Here is a 22,444-nt window from a genome sequence, read left to right as displayed (position 1 = left end):
TCTCCGTCCCGGACGGCTCGTCGTCCACAGTGGCCGAGGTAGCGGACAGGCTGTGTCCTGTACTGCGCGCAGAATGGACGGCATGCAGAAGACCTCCGCCCGGCTGCTCGCACTGCTGTCGCTGCTCCAAACGCACCGCGAGCGTTCGGGCGCCGAGCTGGCCGAGCACCTGGGCACGACCACGCGCACCGTGCGGCGGGACATCGGCCGCCTGCGCGACCTCGGCTACCCGATCGCGACCGCCAAAGGCCCGGCCGGCGGCTACCGGCTGGAAGCCGGCGCGCGGATGCCCCCCATGCTGTTCGACGACGGCCAGGCCGTCGCTCTGGCCGTGGCACTGCAGACCGCGGCCGACGGCACCGCCGTCCCCGACGACGCCGCACGCGCCCTGGCCGCGCTCCGCCAGGTCATGCCGTCCAGGCTGCGCCACCGCATCGACCTGCTGCGCGTCACCGCCGTCCGGCCGCCCGAGACGCAGCACGGTGCCCGGGTCGACAACGACGTCCTGGTCGAGCTGAGCCGGGCCATCCACGCCCGCGAAGAACTCCGCTTCGACTACGTCCCGGGCCCGAACACCGCGGACGGCAGCCGGCGCCGCCGGGTCGAGCCCCACCACTTGGCCACATGGCGCCGACACTGGTACCTCGTGGCCTGGGACCTCGACCGCGGGGACTGGCGCACTTTCCGGGCCGACCGGATCAGGCCCCGCACCCCGACCGGCCCCCGCTTCGCCCCGCGCGACCTCCCCGGCCACAGCATCTCGGAGTTCCTCACCGGCCGGTTCCACGGCAGCGACGACGCCACCGCCGACTGGCCCTGCCGCGGCGAAGTCGTCCTCCACCTCCCGGCCGCCCAGGTCGCGCCCTTCACCGGCGACGGAATCGTCGAGGAACTCGACGGCCACCGATGCCGGCTCACCCTCGGCTCGTGGTCGTGGACCGGCCTCGCCGCAGCCCTCGGCCGCTTCGACACGGACTTCGACATCATCGGCCCGCCGCAATTGGCCACCGCGTGCGCCGACCTCGCCGCCCGCTACGCCCGCGCCGCCCGATCCGCGGGACCCGATGCCGGCCCGGCCGCATAAGTCCCGCCTCGTGGAAGCGACAGCCGCCGCATGCCGGCCATCGGACCAGGTACGAACCCGGAATCGGAGCAAGGACGCCCCTGGCGGGCTCTGGCGGCAGTGGGTCGACGGCCCGCCCGCCAAAGGGATTCGAGCCGCAGAGCTACCACCGGATCATGAGCCGGTTCTGCACCATCGCCGCCGAGAGCCGACGGAACGTAGCCCACCGACATGAACGTTGAACACACCCGTGCCACGCGCCCGCAAATCCCGCCGTGCGTGCCCTGGGCGGACATCGGGGCGAGTGGCGGTCGTGCCGGGACGACAGGGGACACTCGGTTCTGTCGACGACTGGCTTGTCCGTGTCACAAGGCGGTCGACCAACCCAGGATGTCGAGGCTCCTTGAAGACCCGCTGGGGTGCCGACCGTCCCGACGCGGCTGACGAGGCAACCCCGGCACGGGGGCCGGTGCGCGCGCAGGTCGGCAAATAGAGCGCTCCTGCGACGAGTTGGTGCCGCGAACTGCACAGACCAGGGACGGCGCGGACAACGGAAGCGTTCAGTTCGGGGTGGTGCCGGCGGTCAGTCGTGCGTGCGCGTCCGACCAGAGGGCGGACAACTCGTCTGCGGACACGGCGCGGTCCGCCGTCCAGGACACGGAACGGGCTGTGCCCCGGTCGCGGTAGCGGCGCATGATGGCCACGTGATCCGGCAGGCCTACGAAGCCGTGCAGGGCCGCGGTATGCGTCCACACGGCGACCGAGCCGACGCGTCGCGTTTGGGGAGACGCCCAGAGCCAGACCCCCACGGCCCCTTCCAGCACGGGCCAATGGCGACGCAGTCGGAATCCGGCGCGGGCGATCCCCGGGAGATCCCGCGAACGTGCCGCCGTAAAGTCCGTCAACGTCACCAGTACCGGGCCGTCATGTCCGGCAGCCGCCCCCGGATGCCACCGCGATCGCACCAGCCGTATCTCATGCACATCGTCAACCCTAACGAGCTCGTCCATCGTCGGTAGAGCAGCACAGGGCGGGCGTGCGGCCGTGGACACCGCGTGCGACGAACCGCAGGGCGCACCAAAGCGATTGGGCCGGTGAAGCGCGGTCAGTGCAAGTCCTCGGCGACCGCGCCCACCACTATCGGGACGTCCGAGAACTGTTCGTCCGGGGTGTCACCGGAGTCGGAGCCGGAGGCGGTGTGCGCGACGGTGTCGGCCACGATGACCGTGATGTTGTCCGGGCCGCCGCCGCGGAGCGCCAGCATGACGAGTTCTCGCACGGCCGTCCGCGGGTCGGCGAAGGAGGCGAGAGTGTCGTGTATCGCGGGGTGTGAGACGGCACTGCTGAGGCCGTCGGAGCAGATCAGGTAGCGGTCGCCGGGTCGGACCTCGTGGAGGGAGAGGTCTGGCTCGGCGTCGTCGCCACTGCCCAACGCGCGCAGCAGCAGGGAGCGCTGCGGATGGGTGGCGGCCTCCTCCGTAGTGATGCGGCCTTCGTCGACAAGGCGCTGTACGAAGGTGTGGTCCTGGGTGATCTGCGTCAGCACGCCGTCGCGCAGCAGGTAGGCGCGGGAGTTGCCGACGTGGGCCACAGCGAGCCGCCGGCCGGTCCAGAGCAGGGCGGTGAGCGTGGAACTCATGCCCTCCGGCTGCGGATCCTCCGCGGCCAGCTGCCGGAGCCGAGCATCGGCCTGCTGCACGGCAGTTGCAAGCAGGGCGAGGACGTCGTGTCCCGGTTCGTGGTCGTCGAGCGTGACGATGGCCGCGATCACTTCCGCGGACGGGACGCCTCCCGCGGTCTGGTGACCGGCTTGGACGTGTGTGCCGTCGGCAATGGCGAGCAGCCGCGGTCCGGCGTAACCGGAGTCCCCGTTGCCCTTCTGGATCAGCCCCCGATTCGACCATGCGGCGTATCGGAGCGACACGCGGAAGAACCCGCCAAGCCCGGGCCGCTCCCGGGTTCGGGTCGGTTCCTGATCGATCCCGGCCCGCGGTGGTGTGACAGGAACAGGGGGTGTGACAAGCAGAGGGGGTGCCACCGGGAGAGGGGGATTCACGGGCCGAGGAGGTGTCAGGGGTGGAGGGAAAGACGGTGCGGTCGTGGCATGTTCGCGGACGAGGCTTGCGGTTTGGGCAGGCAGCCAGCCCGGCTCCATGCGTACGTGCGTGGCATGGGCGACCTCATGGCGGCGGCCGGAGATCTGCCCGGAGAAATGTCGGAGCAGGTCGGCCAAGGCGGGGCGTTGCCCGGGCTGTTTGGCCAGGCAGGCGGCCACGATGCCGTGCAGCTCCGGGGGAAGAGTCCGGAGGTCGGGGCTCTCGTACACGGCGCGGTAGTGGAGGACGTGTGCATGGCCGGTGCCGAAGGGGTGCACACCGGTGGCGGTGTAGGCCAGCACCGCGCCGAGGGCGAAGACGTCGCTCGCCGGGCCGACGGGAGCGCCGGTGAGCTGCTCGGGGGACATGAAGCCGGGTGTTCCGACGGTCGCTCCGGCAGCGGTGAACGTGCTCGCCTCGCTCGTGATCGAGATCCCGAAGTCGATGACCCGCGGTCCGTCGGCGGCCAGGAGGATGTTGGACGGCTTGAAGTCACGGTGCACCACCCCGGCGTCATGGATGGCTTCCAAGGCTTCGGACAGACCCGCGCCGAGGGCCAGGACCGCGGCCGCCGGCCAGGGTCCGTGCCGCGCGACCGCCTCCTTGAGAGAGACGCCCGGAACGTAGACGGTGGCCAGCCAAGCCGGGGAACCGTGCGGATCCGCGTCGACCACTCCGGCGGTGAAGGCGCCGTTGACCAGCCTCGCGGCGGCGACCTCGCGGGCGAACCGGCGTCGGAAGTCCGCCTCGCGCGCCAGTTCCGGATGTACCACCTTGATCGCGAACGCCCGCCCGCCGGGGGAACGTGCCAGGAACACCCGGCCCATCCCGCCCGCGCCGATCCGCGCCGTGATCCGGTACCGGCCCACCTGCCGCGGATCTCCCGGCTCCAAGGCTTGCAACCGCTTACCCCCTACGTGTTCGGCACCGGACGCGCCGGTCAGACAACCTTGTGGCCGTACGACGCCGCGAGTGGCGCGAGGTCCGGTTCGCCGTACTTGTCGACCAGGCCCTCGAACTTTGCGGCCTTGTCGTCCCCGAAGCGGCGTACGGCCACCATGTAGTGGGCTGCTCCGACGAACACGGGCGGCCGGGACTTGCTGTGGAACTTGTCGGCGTACATCACGAGTTCCTCCTCGACCGTCTCCGGCACGTAGTCGGCGACGGGGATCGGCAGGCCTTGCCGGAGGATGTCGTCGCGGGTCAGGCCCATGCCGGTGTGGCACGAACAGAAGCGGCGGATGGTCTCGGGGAAGCCCAGGTCACCGAGTATCCCGGCGCCGAGCACGCCGTGGCGGATGTAGTGCTCCCGCTCCCCGGGCGGGCCGGACAGCCTGTAGACGCCGATGTCGTGGAGCAGGCACCCCGCTCGGACCAGGGCGACGTCCACGGCGAGGCAGCGGCGGTCGATGATCTGCTCGGCCAGCTCGCAGACGATCCGGCAGTGCGTGTACACCCGCTCGAACGCCTCCGGCGACGGCGCGAGCCGCTGGTGAAGCTCGCGGATCTCCTGGTCCGTCGGAATCTCCATGCGCGAACGCTCCTTTCACCACGTGCCGCGGTTCGCAGGCATCAGCATGGAGGGAAAGGCCGGCCGGCCGAAAGCGGGGGCCTGGCGGCCGGGTGAGGCCGGCGAGTCCCGCTCCTTGCCCGGGAAGGCACCGAGCGTGCTTGCCGTCCTGTTGCGCTGTGCGGTCGGGCGATGCGGTTGTCGGCGAGTCCGTCAGTGCGCAGCATTGTCGCCATAGCGTTGCAGTCCGGTCCGGGAACCGTTCGGCCATGACACATGGTCCACCGCTTCCCTATCATCCCAACGAGCAACTGCCGCACAGACGCGGCCTTTTGGGGGATTGATATCTGTTCCCGGGGATCCGGGCGGTTGGGGGATCGGGCATGGCTGTGGGCGGCGGACTGCTGCGGAGAACGTATGAGGCGAGTGCGGCGCTGGCGGAACGTACCGCGCGCCGTCCGCAGCCGCTCGGCGGCCGGGCGCTGGAATGGCTGCCGAGCGCGGTACTCGTGGTGGTCGCGGTCGGATCCGCGCTGATCTCACTGCGCGCGGGTGGGTCGCTGGGGGGTCCGTCGGCCGCTGTCGCGCCGGACGCCACCAGCTACGGGCAAGCCGGCTCCGGCGGTTCGGCAGGCTGGACGATCTGGGACCTGACCGCGGTGCTGCTGCCGTGGGCGATCCCGCTCGTCATCGGCGGGGTGGGGCTGACCGACACCGCTTTCGTGCACCGCCGGGGCGCGGTGGCCGGCGTCCTGCTGGTCGGCCTGGGCGGGACCGCGCTCACCTCGCTGCTGGACCTCGTCGCCGCCGGCGACGGGCAGCCGCCGCGCTGGCTGGGGCTGGTCTATCTGCTGCGGTTCGCCTTCGCCGTGCAGATCATGGTCGGGGTGGTGCTGTGGGTGCACATCGCGCCCCCGTCCCACCGCACGGCGCTCAACGCCGCGCTCGCCGCGACCTTCGCCGCCGCGGTCCCGCTGATGTTCAGCGTCGTCGGCCGTGACCTGCTGCTGCAGTTGTGGAAGCCCGACGCGGTGCTCCAGACGGCCCTTCCGTTGATCGCGCTGCTGCTTCTGCTCGTGCTCCTGCCGACCGGGAAGGTGCTGGTCGGGCCCGGGCAGGGCTGGCCGCGGGCCTCCCGCGGTTCGTTCCGCGGCGTGGTCCTGCTCGGACTGGCAGGCACCGCGGTCGCGGTGTGGACGCTCGTGGACCCGGACGGGATCCCGAAAGCCGTCGCGTTGTGGCCCGTGGTCGCCCTCCTCGGCTGCCTGGTCGCGGCCGCCCTCACCTACACCGCCGGCGGCTTCTCCTCGGTGGCCGGTTCGCTGCTGGCCATGGCGGTGGGGCTCGCCGCCGTGCCCGCCGCACTGTTCGGATTCGACCGCACCTCGTTCAATCCGGGACTCGGCTTCGACGGCGCCGGCGAGTCGGTGCCATGGCTGCTCGGCCTCGCGGCGGCGGGCGTGGTCGGCGCGGTCGTGGCGCGGACCGCGGGATCGTACGCAATCGTCCTCGCCGCGGTACTCCTCGTCCTCTGCGAAGCGGCCGGCGCGGACACCGGCGAGACTCACATCCTGCTGACACGCGCCGCGGGCGCGTTCGCCCTCGGCGTCGTCATCGGCGCCCTGCGGCCCGAACCCGCCCTGGCGGCACTGGGATTGACCGCGACATGCAGCCCGGTATGGCCGGATCTGCAGAGTTCGGCGGTGCACTACGCGTGGGTCGATGCGCTGACGGAACGGCCGTGGGGAGTGCCCGTGCCGCTGCTGGTGCTCGCCGGTCTCGCGGTGCCCCTGGCCCTCTGGGCCGGGCTCCGCACGCCGACGCGCGGCCCGGGGCCGGCCGGACCGAACCCGGGCCCCTTCGGCGGGTACCCCTACCCCCCTGCGGCGGTCCCGGCCCAGGCAGCCGCGGCGCCGGGTGGGGATGCGCAGGGGGCTTTCGATCCGGAGGCCGCGGCTTTCCGGATCCCGCCGGATCCGGCCGGTCAGACCACCACGCCGCCTCCCGCAGCCGGCCCCTGGCAGCAGGCGGCTCCCGGCCCGCAGGGGACGGGGCCGGCGCCCGGTCCGGAGGGGTTCGGCCGCGACTTGCGCCCCGGCCCGCGCCGCGGCGACCTCGGCGGCCCGGACGCCCGGTAAGGCGCATGACCGGCGGGTGCGACGCTTGACCGGCCGGACGAGGCACATGACCGGCCGTCCGTGGGACGGCCGGTCCCGGGCCGAGCCGAACGGCAACGACCTAGGTGGATCCGTGCGGGCCGGGTACGACCGAGATGACTGTTCCTTGTCACGTTGTTCTGTTCGCCCGGCCCGTCCACGCGGCCAACGCCCGGCTGGGCCGGACCGCGGGCGTGCCTCATGGCAGCGGCAGGGCGTCGCCCACACGTACATCGATCCCCCGAGCGGCCCGGGAGCGCCGACACTTGCCCGAGTTGTCGGCGTGGCCGCCTGTGATGCCCGATTCCGTCAATTGGCAGGTCACTGCGGACGCCGGTCATCGGACGGCTGCGCGGACGGCGAGTTGCGGGGGCCTAGGTTCCCGCGTTGACGGTCACCGTTTGGAACGCCCCCGCGCCAAGGCCCTTGGCGTCCAGGATCCGTTTGTATTCACCGTCGGCAATGAGGCTCTGCAGGGCCTGCTTCACGGCATCGCGCAGTTGGCTGTCCTCCTTGCGCACCGCGATTCCGTACGGCGCCGGGTCGATCTGCTGCCCGACGATCTCGAAGTCGCTGCCACCCGTGACGAGACCCGCGGCGATCGGGAAGTCCAGGAGTGCCGCCACCGCCCTGCCCGCCTTGACCTGTTCCGCGACCTGGTCCGCTTTGTCCGCACTGACGGTCGTGATCGATCTGCCGTTGCACTCCGCCGTGGACGTCATGTCGGACTGGGCACTGCCCGCCAGGACCGCCACCGTCCGACCGCAGAGGTCGGTGAGAGCGCGCAAACCCTTCGGGTTGCCCCTCGCGACCAGGATCGAGGAACCCGCGCTGAAATAGTCGACGAAGTCGGCCTGCCCCTGACGGTTCTTGGTATCCGTCATCGAGGATATGACCACGTCGAACTGCTTGACCTGGAGTCCCGGCAGGAGTTGGTCGAACTTCACTGGCACCAAAGTCATTTGTACGCCCAGTTGCCGTCCGATGGCCGCGGTGAGGTCGGGGGTCAGACCGACGACCCGGCCGCCTGCGTCCAGAGATTCGTTGGGCGGGTAGGACGGGTCGATGCCGACCTTGATCACGTTCTGGTACTGGTCGGGCAAGTGGGTGATGTTCTTTGCCGCGTTCGGGGTCGACGACGTGCCGCCGGGAGGCGGCGACTGTCCTGGTGTGGTCGGCTTCGAAGCGGTGCCGCTGCCCGCCGCCTTGTCCGAGTTGCCGTTGGTGCTCCCGATGTCCCGCAACAGGAACGCCGTGGTGCCCGCCGCGGCCACGGCCAGTACTCCCCCGCCGACGAGCAGTCGACGCCGCGTCGGCGTCGGCGGCCGGGTCGCGGGAGTCACCGGTGCCGGTGCCGGACGGCGTGCGGGCGGCGGAGGCGGGATCCGTGCAACGTACGTCGCGGTCCGAGCCTCCACGTCGCGCACCAGGCCCATGTGCGGGCCTGGGAGCCATGCCCCGCCGACCGGGTGCGCGGCGGGCCCGAGGTGCCGAAGCATCTGCGCGGGCGCGGGCCGCAGGCTCGGGTCCTTGCTCAGGCACCCCTGGACCAGCGGCAGCAGGGCCTCCGGGACGCCCGCCAAGTCCGGCGGCTGGTGCACGATGCGGAACAGCAGCTGCACGGGATCCCCCGATCCGAAGGGGTTCCGTCCGGTGGTCGCGTATGCCAGCACCAGTCCGGCACAGAAGACGTCACTCGCCGGTCCGATCCGGTCGCCGTTCGCCTGCTCGGGCGACTGGTAGCCGGGAGTACCGACGATGTGGCCGGTCCGGGTGAGGCCCGTCGTGTCCTCGGTGCTCCGTGCGATGCCGAAGTCGATGACGCGTGGGCCGTCGGCGGCCAGCAGGACGTTCGAAGGCTTGAGGTCGCGGTGCACAAGACCCACGGCGTGGATGGCGGCGAGTGCTTCCGCAAGCCCGACACCGAGTGCCCGAGCACCCGACTCCGGCAGCGGACCGAACTGGCCGATGGCGTCGCCGAGAGCGGGGCCCGCGATGAACTCGGTGGCCAACCATGGGGTTTCAGCTTGCGGATCGGCCTCCACAAACGCCGCGGTCCGGATGCCGTCGATCCGCCGCATGGCCGCGACCTCCCGCGCGAACCGCTGCCGGAACTCGGGATCATCGGCCAGACCGACACGAACCGTCTTCACCGCCACCAGCCGCCCACCCGCCGACCGCGCGAGATGGACGTCCCCCATGCCCCCGCTGCCCAGCCGCCCGAGAACAGCAAAGGGCCCGATCTGCTGCGGGGTTTCGGGCCGGCTCGCTTGCATCGCTACCCCCGCGTCGGTTCGGCCTCCCTGCCGCGGTCGTATCAACGCAGCACACCGTCACTTGCTGAACGCCCGCGGGGCCGAAGCCTATTCGTTGCCCTGAGGTCTTCGCTGCGGGCGTGAGCCAGTCGGCACGAGAGCGTGCACGGGACCACTCCACGTCAGGGCATCCGGCGCCACTGCCGATTCGGACGCTACTGCCGCTTCGGTGCGCTGAGTTCCAGCACGAGCCCGTCCGGGTCGGTCAGCCGCAGGTTGCAGCTGACCGCTTCCTCGAAGATGTCACCGGGCGCGAAGCCCGCGGCGGCCAGCTCGCCGCGCAGCCTTTCGAGCGTCCCCAGGTCCGCCACGGCGAACGCGAGGTGGTCGATCCCGGCCGTGGCCGCGCTGCCCCCGTCCACCGCCGTCTGCATCCCGACCACAAACCCCGCCGTCGGATGCCGCAAGGCCGCGTACGCGCCGGACTCGAGCGTTCCCGAAGCGAGATCCTCCAGCCCGAGAACCGCCCGGTAGAAGGCCGCGCTTGCATCGACATCGCGCACCACAAGCTGAATGTGCGAAAACCCCACGATCACCTCGCGCATGTTACGCCGCCCAACCCCCGACGACCATGTCCACCGCGGTTCAGTCGCTTCGGTCGCTGCGGGCACCGAATACGGCCGGTGACACGCAGAACCGAGGGGTAGCCCGATCCGGACGTCGAGCCGGAGGGCTTCCACCACGGTCACGTCGAGGGGGTGGGCCCGTCTGCAGGACGGGCCCACCGAGGAGCGGCGCACGGGGAAGGCCGCGACACCCGCCGATCGCGCGCGACGACGTCGGGGATGCGCCCGTCGGCGCTCGGGCGGGCGGCTTCAGGAACGGTGAGGAGAGCGACGACGGTGATGCCGCTCCGCGTGGAGCTTCAGGTTCAGCAACTGCTTTCGGGCCATGATCAGATCGCCGAGGGACAGCCCGAGGGCCACCACACGGTTCGTTTCCATGGTGACCTTGAGCAGCAGGCGCGTGGTGTGATCACCCTGAGGCACAAGGACGTATGACATGAAGGCGCCCATGATGGTGCCCGTCATCTGCTGCCCCTGCTCGACCGAGACAATCCGGCCCAGTTTGCGCCCGCCGGCGCACGTGAAGCGTTCTCCGACCTGCGGCTCGGGAAGGCCGGCGAGTTCGCGAGGCGAGCGGCGGCCGAGGTTGTCGATCCAGTCGTAGGCGTAGGGGGCAAGCCGCACTTGTGCGACCCACGGCCATACCGCTTCCGCGGGCGCCTCGACGGTCACGCCCCGCCACGCCTGCAGCGCCGGCGAGTCGACGAAATCGTCGCACGGGTAGGAGCGGGCGGTCTCGTCGTCGTCAACGCCCCACCGGTCACCGATCACGCGTCCACACCTCCACCGACGTCCCGCTGTACGGAGCCTAGATGCAGATCCCGTTGCCGTGGTCCGTCGGCGTCGGGGATCACACCAGTCCCCGACGCCGACTACACCACCCCCTCACCCCTCCGCCTTCACCCCCGCCCCCCGCATCAGCCACCAAGCCGCGCCCGACGCCGCCGCCGCGGCCGACGCGACCGCGAACGCGATGGCGTTGCCATGGGCGAGCGCGGCCATACCCGCCTTGCCGCCCGCCGGACCCGGGTGGTCGTCGGCGTAGGACGACGACGCGGACGCGGTGATCGTCGTCAGCACCGCCAGGCCCACCGCGCCGCTCAACTGCCGTGTGGTGTTGAGCATCCCCGAGGCCATCCCGGCCAGGTGCGGGGCGACGCCCGACGTGGCCGAGACGGTGATCGGGGTGAACGACGCGCCGATGCCGAGGCCGAAGACCACGCCGGGCAGACCGATCGTCAGCAGGTAGCCCGAGTCGCGGGCGAAAGCCAGGGCGAGGGCGAGCCAGGCAAAGCCGACCGCGCCGATGGCGGTGCCCACACCGGCCACCAGGCGTGGTCCGAACCGGGGCAGCAGGCGTCCCGTCGCGATGCCGCCCGCCATCAGGGCCGCGCTCACCGGCAGGAACGCCAGGCCCGCCCGCAGCGGCGACCAGTCGCGCGCGCCCTGCACGTACAACGAAAGCAGGACCGGGCTGGCGAAGAACCCGAGCCCCATCAGGAACATCACCAAGTTCCCGCTCACCACCGACCGGGCCCGGACAACCTCCTTGGGCACCAGCGGACTCGGCGAGAACCGCGCCTGATGGACGACGAACGCCGCCAGCAGCGCGACCCCGGCGACCTGCGGCCCCCACACCCGCCCCGCCGACCAGCCGTACGCCGACGACTCCATCAGCCCGTACAGCAGTACCGCGATACCGCCGGTCGCCAGCACCGCGCCCGGCACATCCAGCCGGGGCCGGCCCGCGCCCCGCGCGGAGGACGCCGACGGGTGGTCGCGCAGCACCCGCGCCGCGACCGCGAACGCCGCCGCGCCCACCGGCAGGTTGATGAGGAACACCCAGCGCCAGCTCAGCCATTCGGTCAGCACCCCGCCGAGCACCGTGCCCGCCGACGCGCCCATCGCCCCCACCGCGCTCCACAGCGCCAACGCCCGGGCCCGGCGCGGGCCTTCCGGGTACGTGTGCGTGATGATCGCCAGCGTGGTCGGGGTCAGCAGCGCGCCGCCGATCCCCTGCGCGATCCGCGCGGCCAGCAGCGCGGATGCGCCGTTCGCCGCCCCGCAGGCCGCGCTGGCAACGGTGAACAGGACGAGGCCCGCGAAGAACGTGCGGCGCCGCCCGTACAGATCGCAGCACCGGCCGCCGAGCAGCAGGAAGCCGGCGAAGGCCAGCGTGTAGGCGTTGACGACCCACGGCAGCGACGTGGCGCTCATGCCGAGGCCGTCGCTGATGCCGGGCAGGGCGACGGACACGATCGTCGCGTCCAGGATCACCACGAACACGACCAGGCAGGCCAGCCCCAACAGGACACCCGGCCGCGGACCGGCCGGGCCGTCGCGCACCACCGTCGGCGAACCGGAGCCCGGAACAGAGGAACCGGAAGGAGGAGACGAACCGGAGGAAGGAGAAGGAACGGAAACAGGACGTGCAGGCATGGCGGAGCCACCCCCGTAAAGACGTACGGAACTCCTGACGAAGCAAGAGAATAGGCAAACCTCACTAGTTTGTGAAGCTCATTCACTAACTAGTGCGGCCAGCTATGCTCCCCCGCATGCCGCACGACGACGACGCACCCGAGCCGCCCCCGGCGGCAGAGCCGACGGGCAAGCCGGCCGGGAAACCGGCAGGAAAACCGGCGGTCAAACGCGCCGCCACCACCGCGCGCGGCCTCCGCGCCCCGCGCGTGGGACGTCCGCCGACCCTCGACCGGGAGCGGATCACCGCCGCCGTCATGGCGCAGGACCTCGCGACGCTGACGATGCAGAGCGTGGCCGGGAGCCTCGGCGTCGCGCCGTCCGCGCTCTACCGCTGGGTGCGCAACCGCGACGAGCTGCTCGACCTGGCCAGCGCGGAGATGGGCCGCCGCATCGTGCCGGAGCGCGAGCCGACGGCGGCCGACTGGCGGGAGTGGCTGACCGATCTCGCGTACGCGATCCGGCGCGAGTTCACCGCCTTCCCCGGCTTCGCCGCGCGCATGCTGTCCGTCGGCATCCACCGTGAGGCCGGGCACGGGCCCGTGGAGCGGGCCGCCACCCGGGCGTTCGAACTCGCCGGGAATCCGCACGACCGGGCCCGCCAGTGCTGGTACGCCTTCGCCGCGGCCGTGATGGGCTGGATCGCGGCCGAGCAGTCCGGCTTCCCCGCCGACCCGCCGATGGACTTCGCCGCCCTCGTCGACATCCTCCTGCGCGGCACCACACCGACCTGACCCGCGAAAGACGACAAGGGCCCGGACCGCTCACCACGAGCGATCCGGGCCCTGTCGGCAACCGGGAACCGCCGGTCAGTCGACCTCCGCCGGCGCCGCCGCGAACTGCGACTCGTACAGCCGCGCGTACGCGCCGCCCGACGCCAGCAGCGACGTGTGCGTGCCCTGCTCGACGATGCTGCCGTTCTCCATGACGAGGATGGTGTCCGCGTCGCGGATGGTCGACAGGCGGTGGGCGATGACGAACGCGGTACGGCCGTCGCGCAGGCGGGCCATCGCGCGCTGGATCAGCACCTCGGTGCGGGTGTCGACCGAGCTGGTCGCCTCGTCGAGGACGAGGATCGTCGGCTCGGACAGGAACGCCCGGGCGATGGTGATCAGCTGCTTCTCGCCCGCGCTGATGCCGGTCCCCTCGTCGTCGACGACGGTGTCGTAGCCGTCCGGCAGGGTGCGGATGAACCGGTCGGCGTGCGCGGCCTTCGCCGCCGCGACGACCTGGTCGCGGGTCACGCCGTCCGAGCCGTAGGCGATGTTGTCCGCGATGGTGCCGCCGAACAGCCAGGTGTCCTGGAGCACCATGCCGACCGCGCCGCGCAGTTCGTCGCGCGACATGGCGGCGGTGTCGACGCCGTCCAGGGTGATCCGGCCGCCGGTCACCTCGTAGAACCGCATGAGCAGGTTGACCAGCGTGGTCTTGCCCGCGCCGGTCGGGCCGACGATGGCGACCGTGTGGCCGGGCTCGACGGTGAGCGACAGACCGGTGATGAGCGGCTTGCTCGGGCTGTACGAGAACGCCACGTTCTCGAACGCCACGCGGCCGCGCAGCTCGGCCGGCCGGGCCGGCGGGTCCGGGTCGGGCGACTGCTCCTGCGCGTCCAGCAGTTCGAACACGCGCTCGGCCGACGCGACACCCGACTGGATGAGGTTCGCCATGCTCGCGGCCTGCGTCAGCGGCTGGCTGAACTGCCGCGAGTACTGCACGAACGCCTGCACGTCGCCGATCGACAGCGCCCCCGACGACACCCGCAGCCCGCCGATGACGGCGACCAGCACGTAGTTGAGGTTGCCGATGAACATCATCGCGGGCTGCATCAGCCCGGAGACGAACTGCGCGCGGAACGAGGCGTTGTAGAGCTTCTCGTTCTCCTGGCGGAAGATCTCCGCGGACTCCTCCTGGCGGCCGAAGACCTTGACCAGCGAGTGGCCCGTGTACATCTCCTCGATGTGCGCGTTGAGCTTGCCGGTGGTCTTCCACTGCTGGATGAACTGCGGCTGCGCCTTCTTGCCGATGCGCGCCGCGACCACGATCGACACCGGCACGGTGACGAGCGCGACCAGCGCGAGCAGCCAGGAGATCCAGAACATCATGCCGAGCACGCCGACGATGGTCAGCAGCGAGAACAGCAGCTGGCTCATGGTCTGCTGGAGCGTCTGGCCGAGGTTGTCGATGTCGTTGGTGACCCGGCTCAGCACCTCGCCGCGCGGCTGCTTGTCGAAGTACGAGAGGGGCAGCCGCCCGATCTTGTCCTCGACGTCCCCGCGCAGCCGCTTGATGGCGCGCTGCAGCACGGAGTTCGCGATACGCGACTGGATGATGCTGCACACGCCGGACAGCACGTAGACGAGCACCGCCCAGCCGAGGATCACCCCGACCGCGTCGAAGTCCACGCCCGACGGCCCGAACGCGCCGCGGAAGATCTTGTCGGTCGCCTCGCCGAGGATCTTCGGCCCGACGACGGACAGGGCGACCGCGAGCACGGCCAGCACGACCACCACGTACACCAGGAACTTGTCCGGCTCCAGGAGCGCCAGCAACCGCTTGCCGGACGCCTTGAAGTTCAGCGACTTCTCCACGGGCTGGCCGCCCATGAACCGGCCGGGGCCGGGCTGCGCCACCGGACCGCGGCGCGGCGCGGTCGTCGCGCCTTCCCCCTCCGAAGCGGCGGCCGCTCCGCCTTCCGGGGCGGGCGGCGGCACGGCATCCTTGCGTTCGACGTCCGTCATGCCGCCTCCTCCTCGGTGAGCTGGGACAGCACGATCTCGCGGTACGTCTCGTTGCCCGCCATGAGTTCGTTGTGCGTGCCGACGCCGACGACCTCGCCCTCGTCGAGGACGATGATCCGGTCGGCGTCGCGGATGGTGTTGACCCGCTGCGCGACGATGATCACCGTCGCCTCGCCGATCTCCCGGGCCAGCGCGGCCCGCAGGCGCGCGTCGGTGGCGTAGTCGAGCGCCGAGAACGAGTCGTCGAACAGGTACACCTCGGGCTTGCGCACCAGCGCCCGCGCGATCGCCAGGCGCTGCCGCTGGCCGCCGGACACGTTGGTGCCGCCCTGCGCTATCGGCGCGTCCAGGCCTTCGGGCATCGCTTCGACGAACGGCTTGGCCTGCGCGGTCTCCAGCGCCTCCCACAGCTCTTCGTCGGTGGCGTCCGGGTTTCCGTAGCGCAGGTTGGTGGCGACGGTGCCGGAGAACAGGTACGGCTTCTGCGGCACGATCGCGACCGACCGGGCGAGCAGCGCCGGGTCGAGTTCGCGGACGTCCACGCCGTCCACGAGGACGGCGCCCTCGCTGACGTCGGACAGCCGCGGGATAAGCCCGAGCAGCGTGGTCTTGCCGCTGCCGGTCGAGCCGATGACCGCGGTGGTCTCGCCGGGCCGGGCGGTGAAGCCGATGCCGCGCAGCACGGGGGCCTCGGCGCCGGGGTAGCGGAAGCCGACGTCACGGAGTTCGACGTAGCCGTGCCGGGCGACCTCGCGCACCGGCGCGAGCGGCGGCACCACGGTGGTCTCGGTGTCGAGGACTTCCTGGATGCGCTCGGCGCAGACCTCGGCGCGCGGCACCATCATGAACATGAAGGTCGCCATCATCACCGACATGAGGATCTGCATCAGGTAGCTGAGGAACGCGGTGAGCGACCCGATCTCCATGGAATGGCTGTTGATGCGGTGCGCGCCGAACCACATCACGGCCACGCTGGAAAGGCTGACCACGGTCATCACCAGCGGGAACATCAGCGCCATGATCCGGCCGACGCGCCACGACACGTCGGTCAGTTCTTCGTTCGCCTCGGCGAACCGCTCGCGCTCGTGCTCGTCCTTGACGAACGCGCGGATCACCCGGAGGCCGCTGATCTGCTCGCGCAGCACCCGGTTGACCGTGTCGATGTCGTCCTGCATGCGGCGGAACAGCGGACGCAGCCGGCTCACGATGACGCCGACGATCACACCGAGGGTCGGCACGATCGCGATGAGGAGCATGGACAGCGGCACGTCCTGGTTGAGCGCCAGGATGATGCCGCCGACGCACATGATCGGCGCCGACACCATGAGCGTGAACGTCATGAGCGCCAGCATCTGGACCTGCTGGATGTCGTTCGTGGTGCGCGTGATGAGCGACGCCGCGCCGAACTGCCCCACTTCGCGTGCGGAGAACGACTGGACGCGGTCGAAGACCGAGGCGCGCATGTCGCGGCCCAGCGCCATGGCCGTCCGGGCACCGAAGTAGACGGCGCCGGCCGAGCAGATGATCTGGAGGACGGAAACGCCCAGCATGACCCCGCCGGTGCGCCAGATGTAGCCGTTGTCGCCTCTCACCACACCCTTGTCGATGATGTCCGCGTTCAGGGTGGGCAGATAGAGCGTCGCCGAGGTCTGGATCAGCTGGAGTATCACCAGCAATCCGATGGCCCCGGCATAGGGCCGCAAATGGCCCCTGACGAGTTTGATCAGCACGGTATCTCTCAGGGCAACGGGGGGAGGTCCCCACCAACTCCGACGGTGCAGCCTTCCCGACCGCGCCGTGCCGAAGCGGGGCAAGCCGAAGCGCACCCCGTTCGGGCGAAGATATATGTAACCACCAAGGAGCCGGTACCGTCCTCTGTTTTTCGCCGGGGGCGGGTTGCGGTCGGGCAAATTTTCCCCGGCCGGGGAAAAGCCCGCGCCTGTCACCGGTTACGCGCGGGCCACCGGCCGCCACGCCATCACGTCGTCGAGCGGCTTGATGGCGGTGTCCGGCGACAGCCGGGCGGAGAGCCGGAGGGCCCGGTCGCGCAGCGCGACGGCGGTGCGCCCGTGCCACTGCGCCATCGCACCCATCCGCGTGGACTTGCGGACCACCGCGGTGGTGCGCGGCAGCCGCAGCGCGGTGTACGCCGGGAGCGCGGCGGCGACGTCGCCGCCCCGGTTCGCCAGCAGCGCGGCCAAGTCGACCGCGTCCTCGAGCGCCTGGTTGCCGCCCTGACCGAGGTTGGGCGTCATCGCGTGTGCCGCGTCGCCGAGCAGCGCGACCCGGCCGCGGTGGAAGGCGGGCAGCGGAGTAGCCGACCAGTGCACGTCGAGGTGCAGGACGTCCCGCGGGCTCGCCGCCCCGACGAGCTCCGGGATCGGGTCGTGCCAGTCGCCGAACAGCGCGAGCACTTCGGCCCGCGGGTCGGCGTACTTCTCGCCTTCCGGGCGGTTCGCGGTCGCGTACCAGTAGATCCGCCCGTCGGTGAGCGGCATCGCACCGAAGACCTGGCCGCGGCCCCAGGTCTCACCGAGCGTGGAGCCTGCTTGCGCCGGAGCGGGGACGACGGCGCGCCACGTGGTGAAGCCCGCATAGACGGGTGCCGAGTGACCGGGGAAGAGGACGCCGCGGATCGCGGAGCGGATCCCGTCCCCGGCGACGACCAGGTCGGCGGCGTACGCCGCGCCGTCGGCGGTCGCCACCTTCGCCGGACGCGCCGCGTCACCGGGATCGACGTCGACGACGGCGCTGCCCAGCCGCAGCGCCCCCGCCGGCAGCCGGTCGAGCAGGGCTTCGACGACGGACGCCCGGGTCGCCACCACCATCGGGTCGCCGAAGCGCTCGCGGATCGCGTCGCCGCTGGTCGTGGCGAGGATCCGGCCGTCCGGGCGGCGCAGCGCCCCGGCGCCCTGGATGGCGGAGAGCGCACGGATGCGGTCGCCGACGCCGATCGTGTCGAGGGCACGCAGGCCGTTCGGAGCGACGGCGATGCCGGCACCGACCGGCTCCACGGCATCGGCGCGCTCGAGGACGGTGACCGCCCAGCCGTCGCCGTGCAGCGCGGCCGCCGCCGCGAGACCGCCGATGCCGGCGCCGACGACGAGGGCGGTGGGGGTGGAGGTCGACGGGGAGGTCATGGCGGTTCCCTTCACGGAGGCAGGGTGCGGACACGCCGCGTCGGCGTGCCCGGGCGAGACACTCCCACTACAGGTGTAGAGCACCCGCCCCACGCCAGACTCTACACCTGTAGTGGCGACACCTCTACGGGTGTAGTGACTCTTTCTCTCCAGATGTAGTGCGGCACGATCGGCTCGCTACAGTGGCAGCGTGATCACCAGCGGCAGCCCCGAACCCGGCACCGGCAGCGCTTCCGAGCCGGGGGGCTCGTCAGGGGGCGGGCCTTCCGGAAGCAAGCCCGCGGAGGGCCTCGCGTCGGGCGGCGGTGCGTCCGGAACGGGTGCCGCGCCCGGCAAACGCGCCCGGCTCGACCTGCTCGGCGACACCGCCGTGCGCCTGCTCGTGGAACGCGGCATGCGCGGCCTCACCCACCGTGCCGTGGACGAGACCGCGGGCCTGCCCGCCGGCTCGACGTCGTACTACGCCCGCACCCGCGCGGCGCTCCTCGAACTCACGCTCGCCCGCATGACCGTCCTGGAAGCGGGCGAATTCGGCGGCGTCATGCCGGAACCGGGCTCGGCTCCGGTCCCTGCCGCCGACGGGGCGCCGCCGGACCTGGCCGCGCTACTCCCGCAAGACCGCGACGGCGTCGTGGAGTTGCTCGCGTCGATCGTCTCCGATGCGATCCGCGGCGGCCGCGACCAGAAGATCGCCCGCTACGAACTCGCCCTCGAAGCCACCCGCCGCCCCGAACTGCGCGGCGCCTACGACGACGCCGGACGCACGTTCCGCACCGCCGCCGTCGGCATCATGCGCGCCCTAGGCTCCCGTGACCCGGCCCGCCACGGCCGCTTCCTCGTCACGTGGTGCGAGGGCGTCATGTTCGATTCCGTAGCGGGCGCGGGCTGGGACGAACCCCCCTCACGCGACGAAATCGCTCTGGGGATCGGCGAATTGCTGGACGGGATGCTGGGGGCGACGGCCCGCCCGCCGGGCGAGTGACGCCGCAGGGGTGACAGCCGGCCGACCCGAGGCCGGTCGGCTGGTCGTCACCGCTCTCACGCCAAGCAGGTCAGCGGCTTGCCCCCGTTGTACGCGACCATGTCCCCCAACGCCGCTGCCACGTCGATCGGGCGGCCGAGCGGGCCCGGCTCCAGTTCCGCGTACGCCCGGTGCAGATTGCCGACGATGCGTTCGCTGTCGAGGAGTTCGCCGTACTCGCCGAGATCCAGCTCCCGCGCGGTCTGCAACGGCGTCAGCCCGGAACTGTGCCCGGCCACCGCCGCGGCCTGCACGAACCGCAGGTAGCCCAGCACTCGGTCGACCAGTTCCGGCCCGGCGACCGCGCCGTGCCCCGGAACGATCGTCGCGGCACCCAGCGGCTTGACGACCTCCTCCAGCACCTGGATCGTGCCCGCGACGGACCCCTGGACCACGAACGGGGTCCCGCCGTTGAACAGGACGTCACCGCTGAACAGCAGCCGCTGCTCGGGCAGCCAGACGACCGAGTCGTTCGTCGTATGCGCCGGTCCGCCGACGTGCCGTACCTCCGCACGCATTTCGTCGGACCACACCGTCACCCCGTCGGTGTACGTCAGGAACGGCGGTTCGAGGACCACGTCCCCCCACTCGACGTCGGTCCAGAACGGCGCCGACCGCGGCTCGCCCCAGTCGGCGATCCCCTGCCGCGTCGCCTCGTGCCCGACGATCGTCGCGCCGCGGAACAGGTGGTTGCCGAACGTGTGGTCGCCGTGGTGGTGCGTATTGATCAACGTCCGCACCGGCTGCGCGGTGACCCCGGCGATCGCGTCCAGATACGCCCGCGTCCGCCGCACCGTCGCACAGGCATCCACACTGACCACCCCGCGCCGCCCGACGATGAACCCCGTGTTGTTGATCCACCAGGTCCCATCGGGCTGCACGTACGCGAACACCCCGTCCGCAACTTCCTCCACCCGCGGCGGCCGCACCGTATCCACGTCGTGCTGCACCGTGCTCATGCGGGCTCCCCTCGTCGCGGCCCCCGGGGATCGGGGCATCCGACCCCGTCCCGGCTGCCGCAGCCAGGCAACCATTGCACCAGAACCGGTCGGCCCGGGTCAGGCGTTCACGGTGTCGTCGGCGGGGGGACGGCGAACGGTGGGGCCGTCGGTGGGGGCATCGTCGGTGCGGGTGTTGTCGGGCGGGGCGGGTAGGGCGGCAGGGGCGGCACGAAGGCGGCGCCGGCCGCCGCCGCGGCGGCGTTCGCCTGGTTCTGGCGGACGATCAGCACCACCAGAACGACCACGAACACCGTGACGAGCAGAATCGCGATGACCAGCCAGAGGTCACCGGGATCTCCAGCCCCACCGCCACCACCACCGCCGCCGCCGCTGCTCCCGTAGTAGCCTCCGCCACCACCGCGGCCGCCACCCCGACCGCCGCTGCTGCCGCCACCGCGACCACCCCCGCCGCCCCCGCCGCGGCCTCCCCCACTGCTGGCCCTGACCCAAAGCTCGGTCAACTTTTCGACCATGTCGCGTAACCCCCGTTGTCACAGCGTTTCCCAGAAGGTAGCGCGGGGCGGGGGTGATGGTCGTGAGGAACTCCCCCACAGTTGGCGGAGCTTCCCCAAAACACATGGAGCATCAGCCGTAGCGCAGTTTGTCTCCGCCCTCGGCGATCAACCGGCCGTCGGGCCCGTACGCGAGCAGCAGGGCGTGGCTGGTGTTGCTCACCGCTATCCCGAAGTTCCGTGCGCCGTTGATGCGATGGTCCTCGATCGGGCCGCCGGGAAACGGCGCGGGGCCCATGCGCGGTACCGCGGCGTTGCCGGGCAGGCGGATCGGACCTCCGGTCGGCCCTGGCGCCGGGATCAGCGGCACCTCGATCGCCCGGGTCCCCTCGACCGTCACGAAGACCAAGCGTGCAACCTCCGGGCCGACTTGCCCCTGGATCGTCACCGTGCCGTCCGCGGCTGTGCCCGCACCGAAGTTGAGCTGCCGTCCACCCACCGGATCGACCGCGCTTTCGCAGGCCAGAGTCGTTCCGGGGCGGCCGCCGGGCAGGGGCGCCTGGGCGAACGTCGCGCACTCGTCCGTCCCGGCCCCCCACAACGCCGTATCGCGATCCCCCGCCGTCCGCACCCGCACCGTCACCGGCGCTTCCCGCACCACGGCCACCACCACCCCGGCGGCCACCGCCGCCACCGCCGCGTACGCCATCACCGTCCGCGGCCTCAGGAGTACCCGCACCCCGGGCAGCACGTGGGCCGTGACCGTCCCCCGGTGCCACAACGGCGCCAGCCCCCACGCGCACACGCCCAGCGCGGCCAGCAGCCGGACGTTGTCGGCCACGAAGCCGCCGGGCAGCCACCCGCCGACGCTGATCGTCATGCCGATCAGCAGGGCCGCGCCCGACCCGACCCGGGCCTTGCCCGGTCCGGCGACGAGCAGCAGGCCGGCCAGCACCAGCCACACCTGGTGGTGCGTCCACGACACCGGCGACGCCGCCACCGTCGCGCAGCCGACGATCACCGCGCCCTGCACCGCGCGCCCGGTGCGGTAGCTGTGGCAGGCGCCGACCAAGGCGATCACGCAGATCAGCGCGGACAGCAGCAGCCACGCCACCGCGCGCTCCGGCGGGACCACGCCCGTGCGGATCAGCGCGCCGTTGATCGACTGGTTGCCGCTCGCGGCCAGGTTGCCGATGCGGGACGTGCTGAAGACCGCCGACGTCCAGAACGTCGTGGAGTCGGCGGGCCACAGCGCGTGCGCCAAGCCCGTGCACGCCGCGAAGGCGGCGCTCGCGCGCACCGCGTCGCGGCGCCGGCCCGTCGCCCAGAGGTACGGGATGAACAGCATCGGCGTCAGCTTGATCGCCGCGGCGATCCCGACGAGCACGCCGCGCAGCGGGCGCGGCAGCGCGTCGAGCACGTCCAGGAAGGCCAACAACACCAGGAACACACTGATTTGGCCGAACCGCAGGTTGCTCTGCACCGGCGCCGACAGCAGCAGCACGGAGGCTCCGACCAGCGTCAACGCGGTGTACCGGCGTCGGCCTTCGATCCCGCGCCGGGCGAGCAGCGTGGCGGCGATACCGACGACCGCGGCGAGCGTCGCCCCCGTCCACAGCACGCGCGCGACCGGCTCCGACACCCAGCCGAGCGGCCACATCACCACCGCGGCGAACGGCGGGTAGGTGAACGGATCGCCGTTCTCCGCGACGTACTTGTAGAGCGGATGACCGTCCCGGACGGCCAGCACGGCGCCCCGGTAGACGTGCAGGTCCATCTGCCGGTCCCAGGACGGCAGATGCCACGCCGACCACCACGACCACACCGCGGCGGCCAGGAAGCAGAGCACCGCCGCCACCCCGGATATGCGTGCCGCGTACGGCCGCCACACCACGCCCCGTCTTCTTG

16 protein-coding genes and 2 pseudogenes are annotated in these 22,444 nt (G+C 71.6%); 4 read left to right on the top strand and 14 right to left on the bottom strand.

Annotated features, from left to right (window positions below; all coding sequences use genetic code 11):
- The first annotated feature begins 82 nt into the window (after positions 1–82).
- A complete protein-coding gene (locus ABEA93_RS17070) occupies positions 83–1,084 on the top strand; it encodes a helix-turn-helix transcriptional regulator (protein ID WP_345676416.1) in 1,002 nt (333 codons plus the stop codon).
- Between the two features lie 539 nt (positions 1,085–1,623).
- On the opposite strand, the gene ABEA93_RS17065 is transcribed toward ABEA93_RS17070, so the two are convergent.
- From ABEA93_RS17065 to ABEA93_RS17050, 4 genes and pseudogenes are all read right to left on the bottom strand, one after another.
- On the bottom strand, positions 1,624–1,872 hold the full coding sequence (locus ABEA93_RS17065) for a hypothetical protein (RefSeq protein ID WP_345676415.1): 249 nt from the start codon (positions 1,870–1,872) through the stop codon (positions 1,624–1,626).
- Between the two features lie 305 nt (positions 1,873–2,177).
- Positions 2,178–2,987 (bottom strand): annotated as a pseudogene (locus ABEA93_RS17060) (PP2C family protein-serine/threonine phosphatase); the annotation flags it as partial.
- 348 nt (positions 2,988–3,335) lie between these two features.
- Positions 3,336–3,986, bottom strand: a pseudogene (locus tag ABEA93_RS17055) (serine/threonine-protein kinase); the annotation flags it as partial.
- A 113-nt stretch (positions 3,987–4,099) separates the two neighbouring features.
- The gene (locus tag ABEA93_RS17050) at positions 4,100–4,690 is read right to left on the bottom strand and encodes an HDIG domain-containing metalloprotein (RefSeq protein WP_345676414.1); all 591 of its coding nucleotides are present in this window, start codon (positions 4,688–4,690) and stop codon (positions 4,100–4,102) included.
- 362 nt (positions 4,691–5,052) lie between these two features.
- Between ABEA93_RS17050 and ABEA93_RS17045 the strand changes: the two genes are divergently transcribed.
- On the top strand, positions 5,053–6,807 hold the full coding sequence (locus ABEA93_RS17045; protein WP_345676413.1) for a hypothetical protein: 1,755 nt from the start codon (positions 5,053–5,055) through the stop codon (positions 6,805–6,807).
- A 392-nt stretch (positions 6,808–7,199) separates the two neighbouring features.
- Here the strand turns inward: ABEA93_RS17045 and ABEA93_RS17040 are convergent, their stop codons facing one another.
- The 4 genes from ABEA93_RS17040 to ABEA93_RS17025 form a co-directional block, all read right to left on the bottom strand.
- Positions 7,200–9,101 carry a bifunctional serine/threonine-protein kinase/transporter substrate-binding domain-containing protein gene (locus tag ABEA93_RS17040; RefSeq protein ID WP_345676412.1) on the bottom strand — a complete coding sequence of 634 codons (1,902 nt, stop codon included), beginning with the start codon at positions 9,099–9,101 and terminating at the stop codon, positions 7,200–7,202.
- 194 nt (positions 9,102–9,295) lie between these two features.
- Positions 9,296–9,685 (bottom strand): VOC family protein, encoded by a 390-nt coding sequence (locus ABEA93_RS17035; RefSeq protein ID WP_345676411.1) that lies wholly within the window; start codon positions 9,683–9,685, stop codon positions 9,296–9,298.
- 270 nt (positions 9,686–9,955) lie between these two features.
- Positions 9,956–10,477, bottom strand: coding sequence for a hypothetical protein (locus tag ABEA93_RS17030; RefSeq protein ID WP_345676410.1), 522 nt, complete (start codon positions 10,475–10,477; stop codon positions 9,956–9,958).
- A 114-nt stretch (positions 10,478–10,591) separates the two neighbouring features.
- Entirely contained in the window at positions 10,592–12,055 is a 1,464-nt protein-coding gene (locus ABEA93_RS17025; RefSeq protein WP_345676409.1) for an MFS transporter, read from the bottom strand.
- A 206-nt stretch (positions 12,056–12,261) separates the two neighbouring features.
- Here ABEA93_RS17025 and ABEA93_RS17020 point away from each other — a divergent pair, with 206 nt between their 5' ends.
- Entirely contained in the window at positions 12,262–12,918 is a 657-nt protein-coding gene (locus ABEA93_RS17020) for a TetR/AcrR family transcriptional regulator (protein WP_345676408.1), read from the top strand.
- Between the two features lie 75 nt (positions 12,919–12,993).
- On the opposite strand, the gene ABEA93_RS17015 is transcribed toward ABEA93_RS17020, so the two are convergent.
- The 3 genes from ABEA93_RS17015 to ABEA93_RS17005 all read right to left on the bottom strand — a co-directional run bounded on the left by ABEA93_RS17015 (position 12,994) and on the right by ABEA93_RS17005 (position 18,062).
- A complete protein-coding gene (locus tag ABEA93_RS17015) occupies positions 12,994–14,922 on the bottom strand; it encodes an ABC transporter ATP-binding protein (RefSeq protein WP_425584968.1) in 1,929 nt (642 codons plus the stop codon).
- Complete coding sequence (locus tag ABEA93_RS17010; protein ID WP_345676407.1) at positions 14,919–16,652, bottom strand: ABC transporter ATP-binding protein; 1,734 nt, start codon at positions 16,650–16,652, stop codon at positions 14,919–14,921. The genes ABEA93_RS17015 and ABEA93_RS17010 overlap by 4 nt, the downstream gene beginning before the upstream one ends.
- A 219-nt stretch (positions 16,653–16,871) precedes the next feature.
- A complete protein-coding gene (locus ABEA93_RS17005) occupies positions 16,872–18,062 on the bottom strand; it encodes an FAD-dependent monooxygenase (RefSeq protein ID WP_345676406.1) in 1,191 nt (396 codons plus the stop codon).
- A gap of 352 nt (positions 18,063–18,414) precedes the next feature.
- On the opposite strand from ABEA93_RS17005, the gene ABEA93_RS17000 reads away from it, so the two are divergent.
- Positions 18,415–19,044, top strand: a complete 630-nt coding sequence (locus ABEA93_RS17000; protein WP_425584978.1) for a TetR/AcrR family transcriptional regulator — start codon at positions 18,415–18,417, stop codon at positions 19,042–19,044.
- 56 nt (positions 19,045–19,100) lie between these two features.
- On the opposite strand, the gene ABEA93_RS16995 is transcribed toward ABEA93_RS17000, so the two are convergent.
- The 3 genes from ABEA93_RS16995 to ABEA93_RS16985 form a co-directional block, all read right to left on the bottom strand.
- Positions 19,101–20,042: an MBL fold metallo-hydrolase gene (locus tag ABEA93_RS16995; RefSeq protein ID WP_345676404.1), complete on the bottom strand. Its 942-nt coding sequence runs from the start codon at positions 20,040–20,042 to the stop codon at positions 19,101–19,103.
- A gap of 107 nt (positions 20,043–20,149) precedes the next feature.
- Positions 20,150–20,335 (bottom strand): hypothetical protein, encoded by a 186-nt coding sequence (locus ABEA93_RS16990; RefSeq protein WP_345676403.1) that lies wholly within the window; start codon positions 20,333–20,335, stop codon positions 20,150–20,152.
- Between the two features lie 334 nt (positions 20,336–20,669).
- Complete coding sequence (locus tag ABEA93_RS16985) at positions 20,670–22,430, bottom strand: glycosyltransferase 87 family protein (RefSeq protein ID WP_345676402.1); 1,761 nt, start codon at positions 22,428–22,430, stop codon at positions 20,670–20,672.
- Positions 22,431–22,444 lie beyond the last annotated feature (14 nt).

The sequence above is a fragment of the Yinghuangia aomiensis genome (assembly GCF_039542225.1).
GTDB classification, from domain to species: Bacteria; Actinomycetota; Actinomycetes; order Streptomycetales; family Streptomycetaceae; genus Yinghuangia; species Yinghuangia aomiensis.
The sequence above is the reverse complement of the archived record's forward strand: the minus strand, read 5'-3'. Positions and strand labels throughout refer to the sequence as shown.

Bases quoted from the DNA above. Each gene is read 5' to 3' on its own strand.
- ABEA93_RS17070 (WP_345676416.1), top strand. From the start codon at position 83: ATGCAGAAGACCTCCGCCCGGCTGCTCGCACTGCTGTCGCTGCTCCAA.
- ABEA93_RS17020 (WP_345676408.1), top strand. From the start codon at position 12,262: ATGCCGCACGACGACGACGCACCCGAGCCGCCCCCGGCGGCAGAGCCG.
- ABEA93_RS17035 (WP_345676411.1), bottom strand. From the start codon at position 9,685: ATGCGCGAGGTGATCGTGGGGTTTTCGCACATTCAGCTTGTGGTGCGC.
- ABEA93_RS17005 (WP_345676406.1), bottom strand. From the start codon at position 18,062: ATGACCTCCCCGTCGACCTCCACCCCCACCGCCCTCGTCGTCGGCGCC.
- ABEA93_RS16995 (WP_345676404.1), bottom strand. From the start codon at position 20,042: ATGAGCACGGTGCAGCACGACGTGGATACGGTGCGGCCGCCGCGGGTG.
- ABEA93_RS17040 (WP_345676412.1), bottom strand. From the start codon at position 9,101: ATGCAAGCGAGCCGGCCCGAAACCCCGCAGCAGATCGGGCCCTTTGCT.
- ABEA93_RS17045 (WP_345676413.1), top strand. From the start codon at position 5,053: ATGGCTGTGGGCGGCGGACTGCTGCGGAGAACGTATGAGGCGAGTGCG.
- ABEA93_RS17015 (WP_425584968.1), bottom strand. From the start codon at position 14,922: ATGACGGACGTCGAACGCAAGGATGCCGTGCCGCCGCCCGCCCCGGAA.
- ABEA93_RS17050 (WP_345676414.1), bottom strand. From the start codon at position 4,690: ATGGAGATTCCGACGGACCAGGAGATCCGCGAGCTTCACCAGCGGCTC.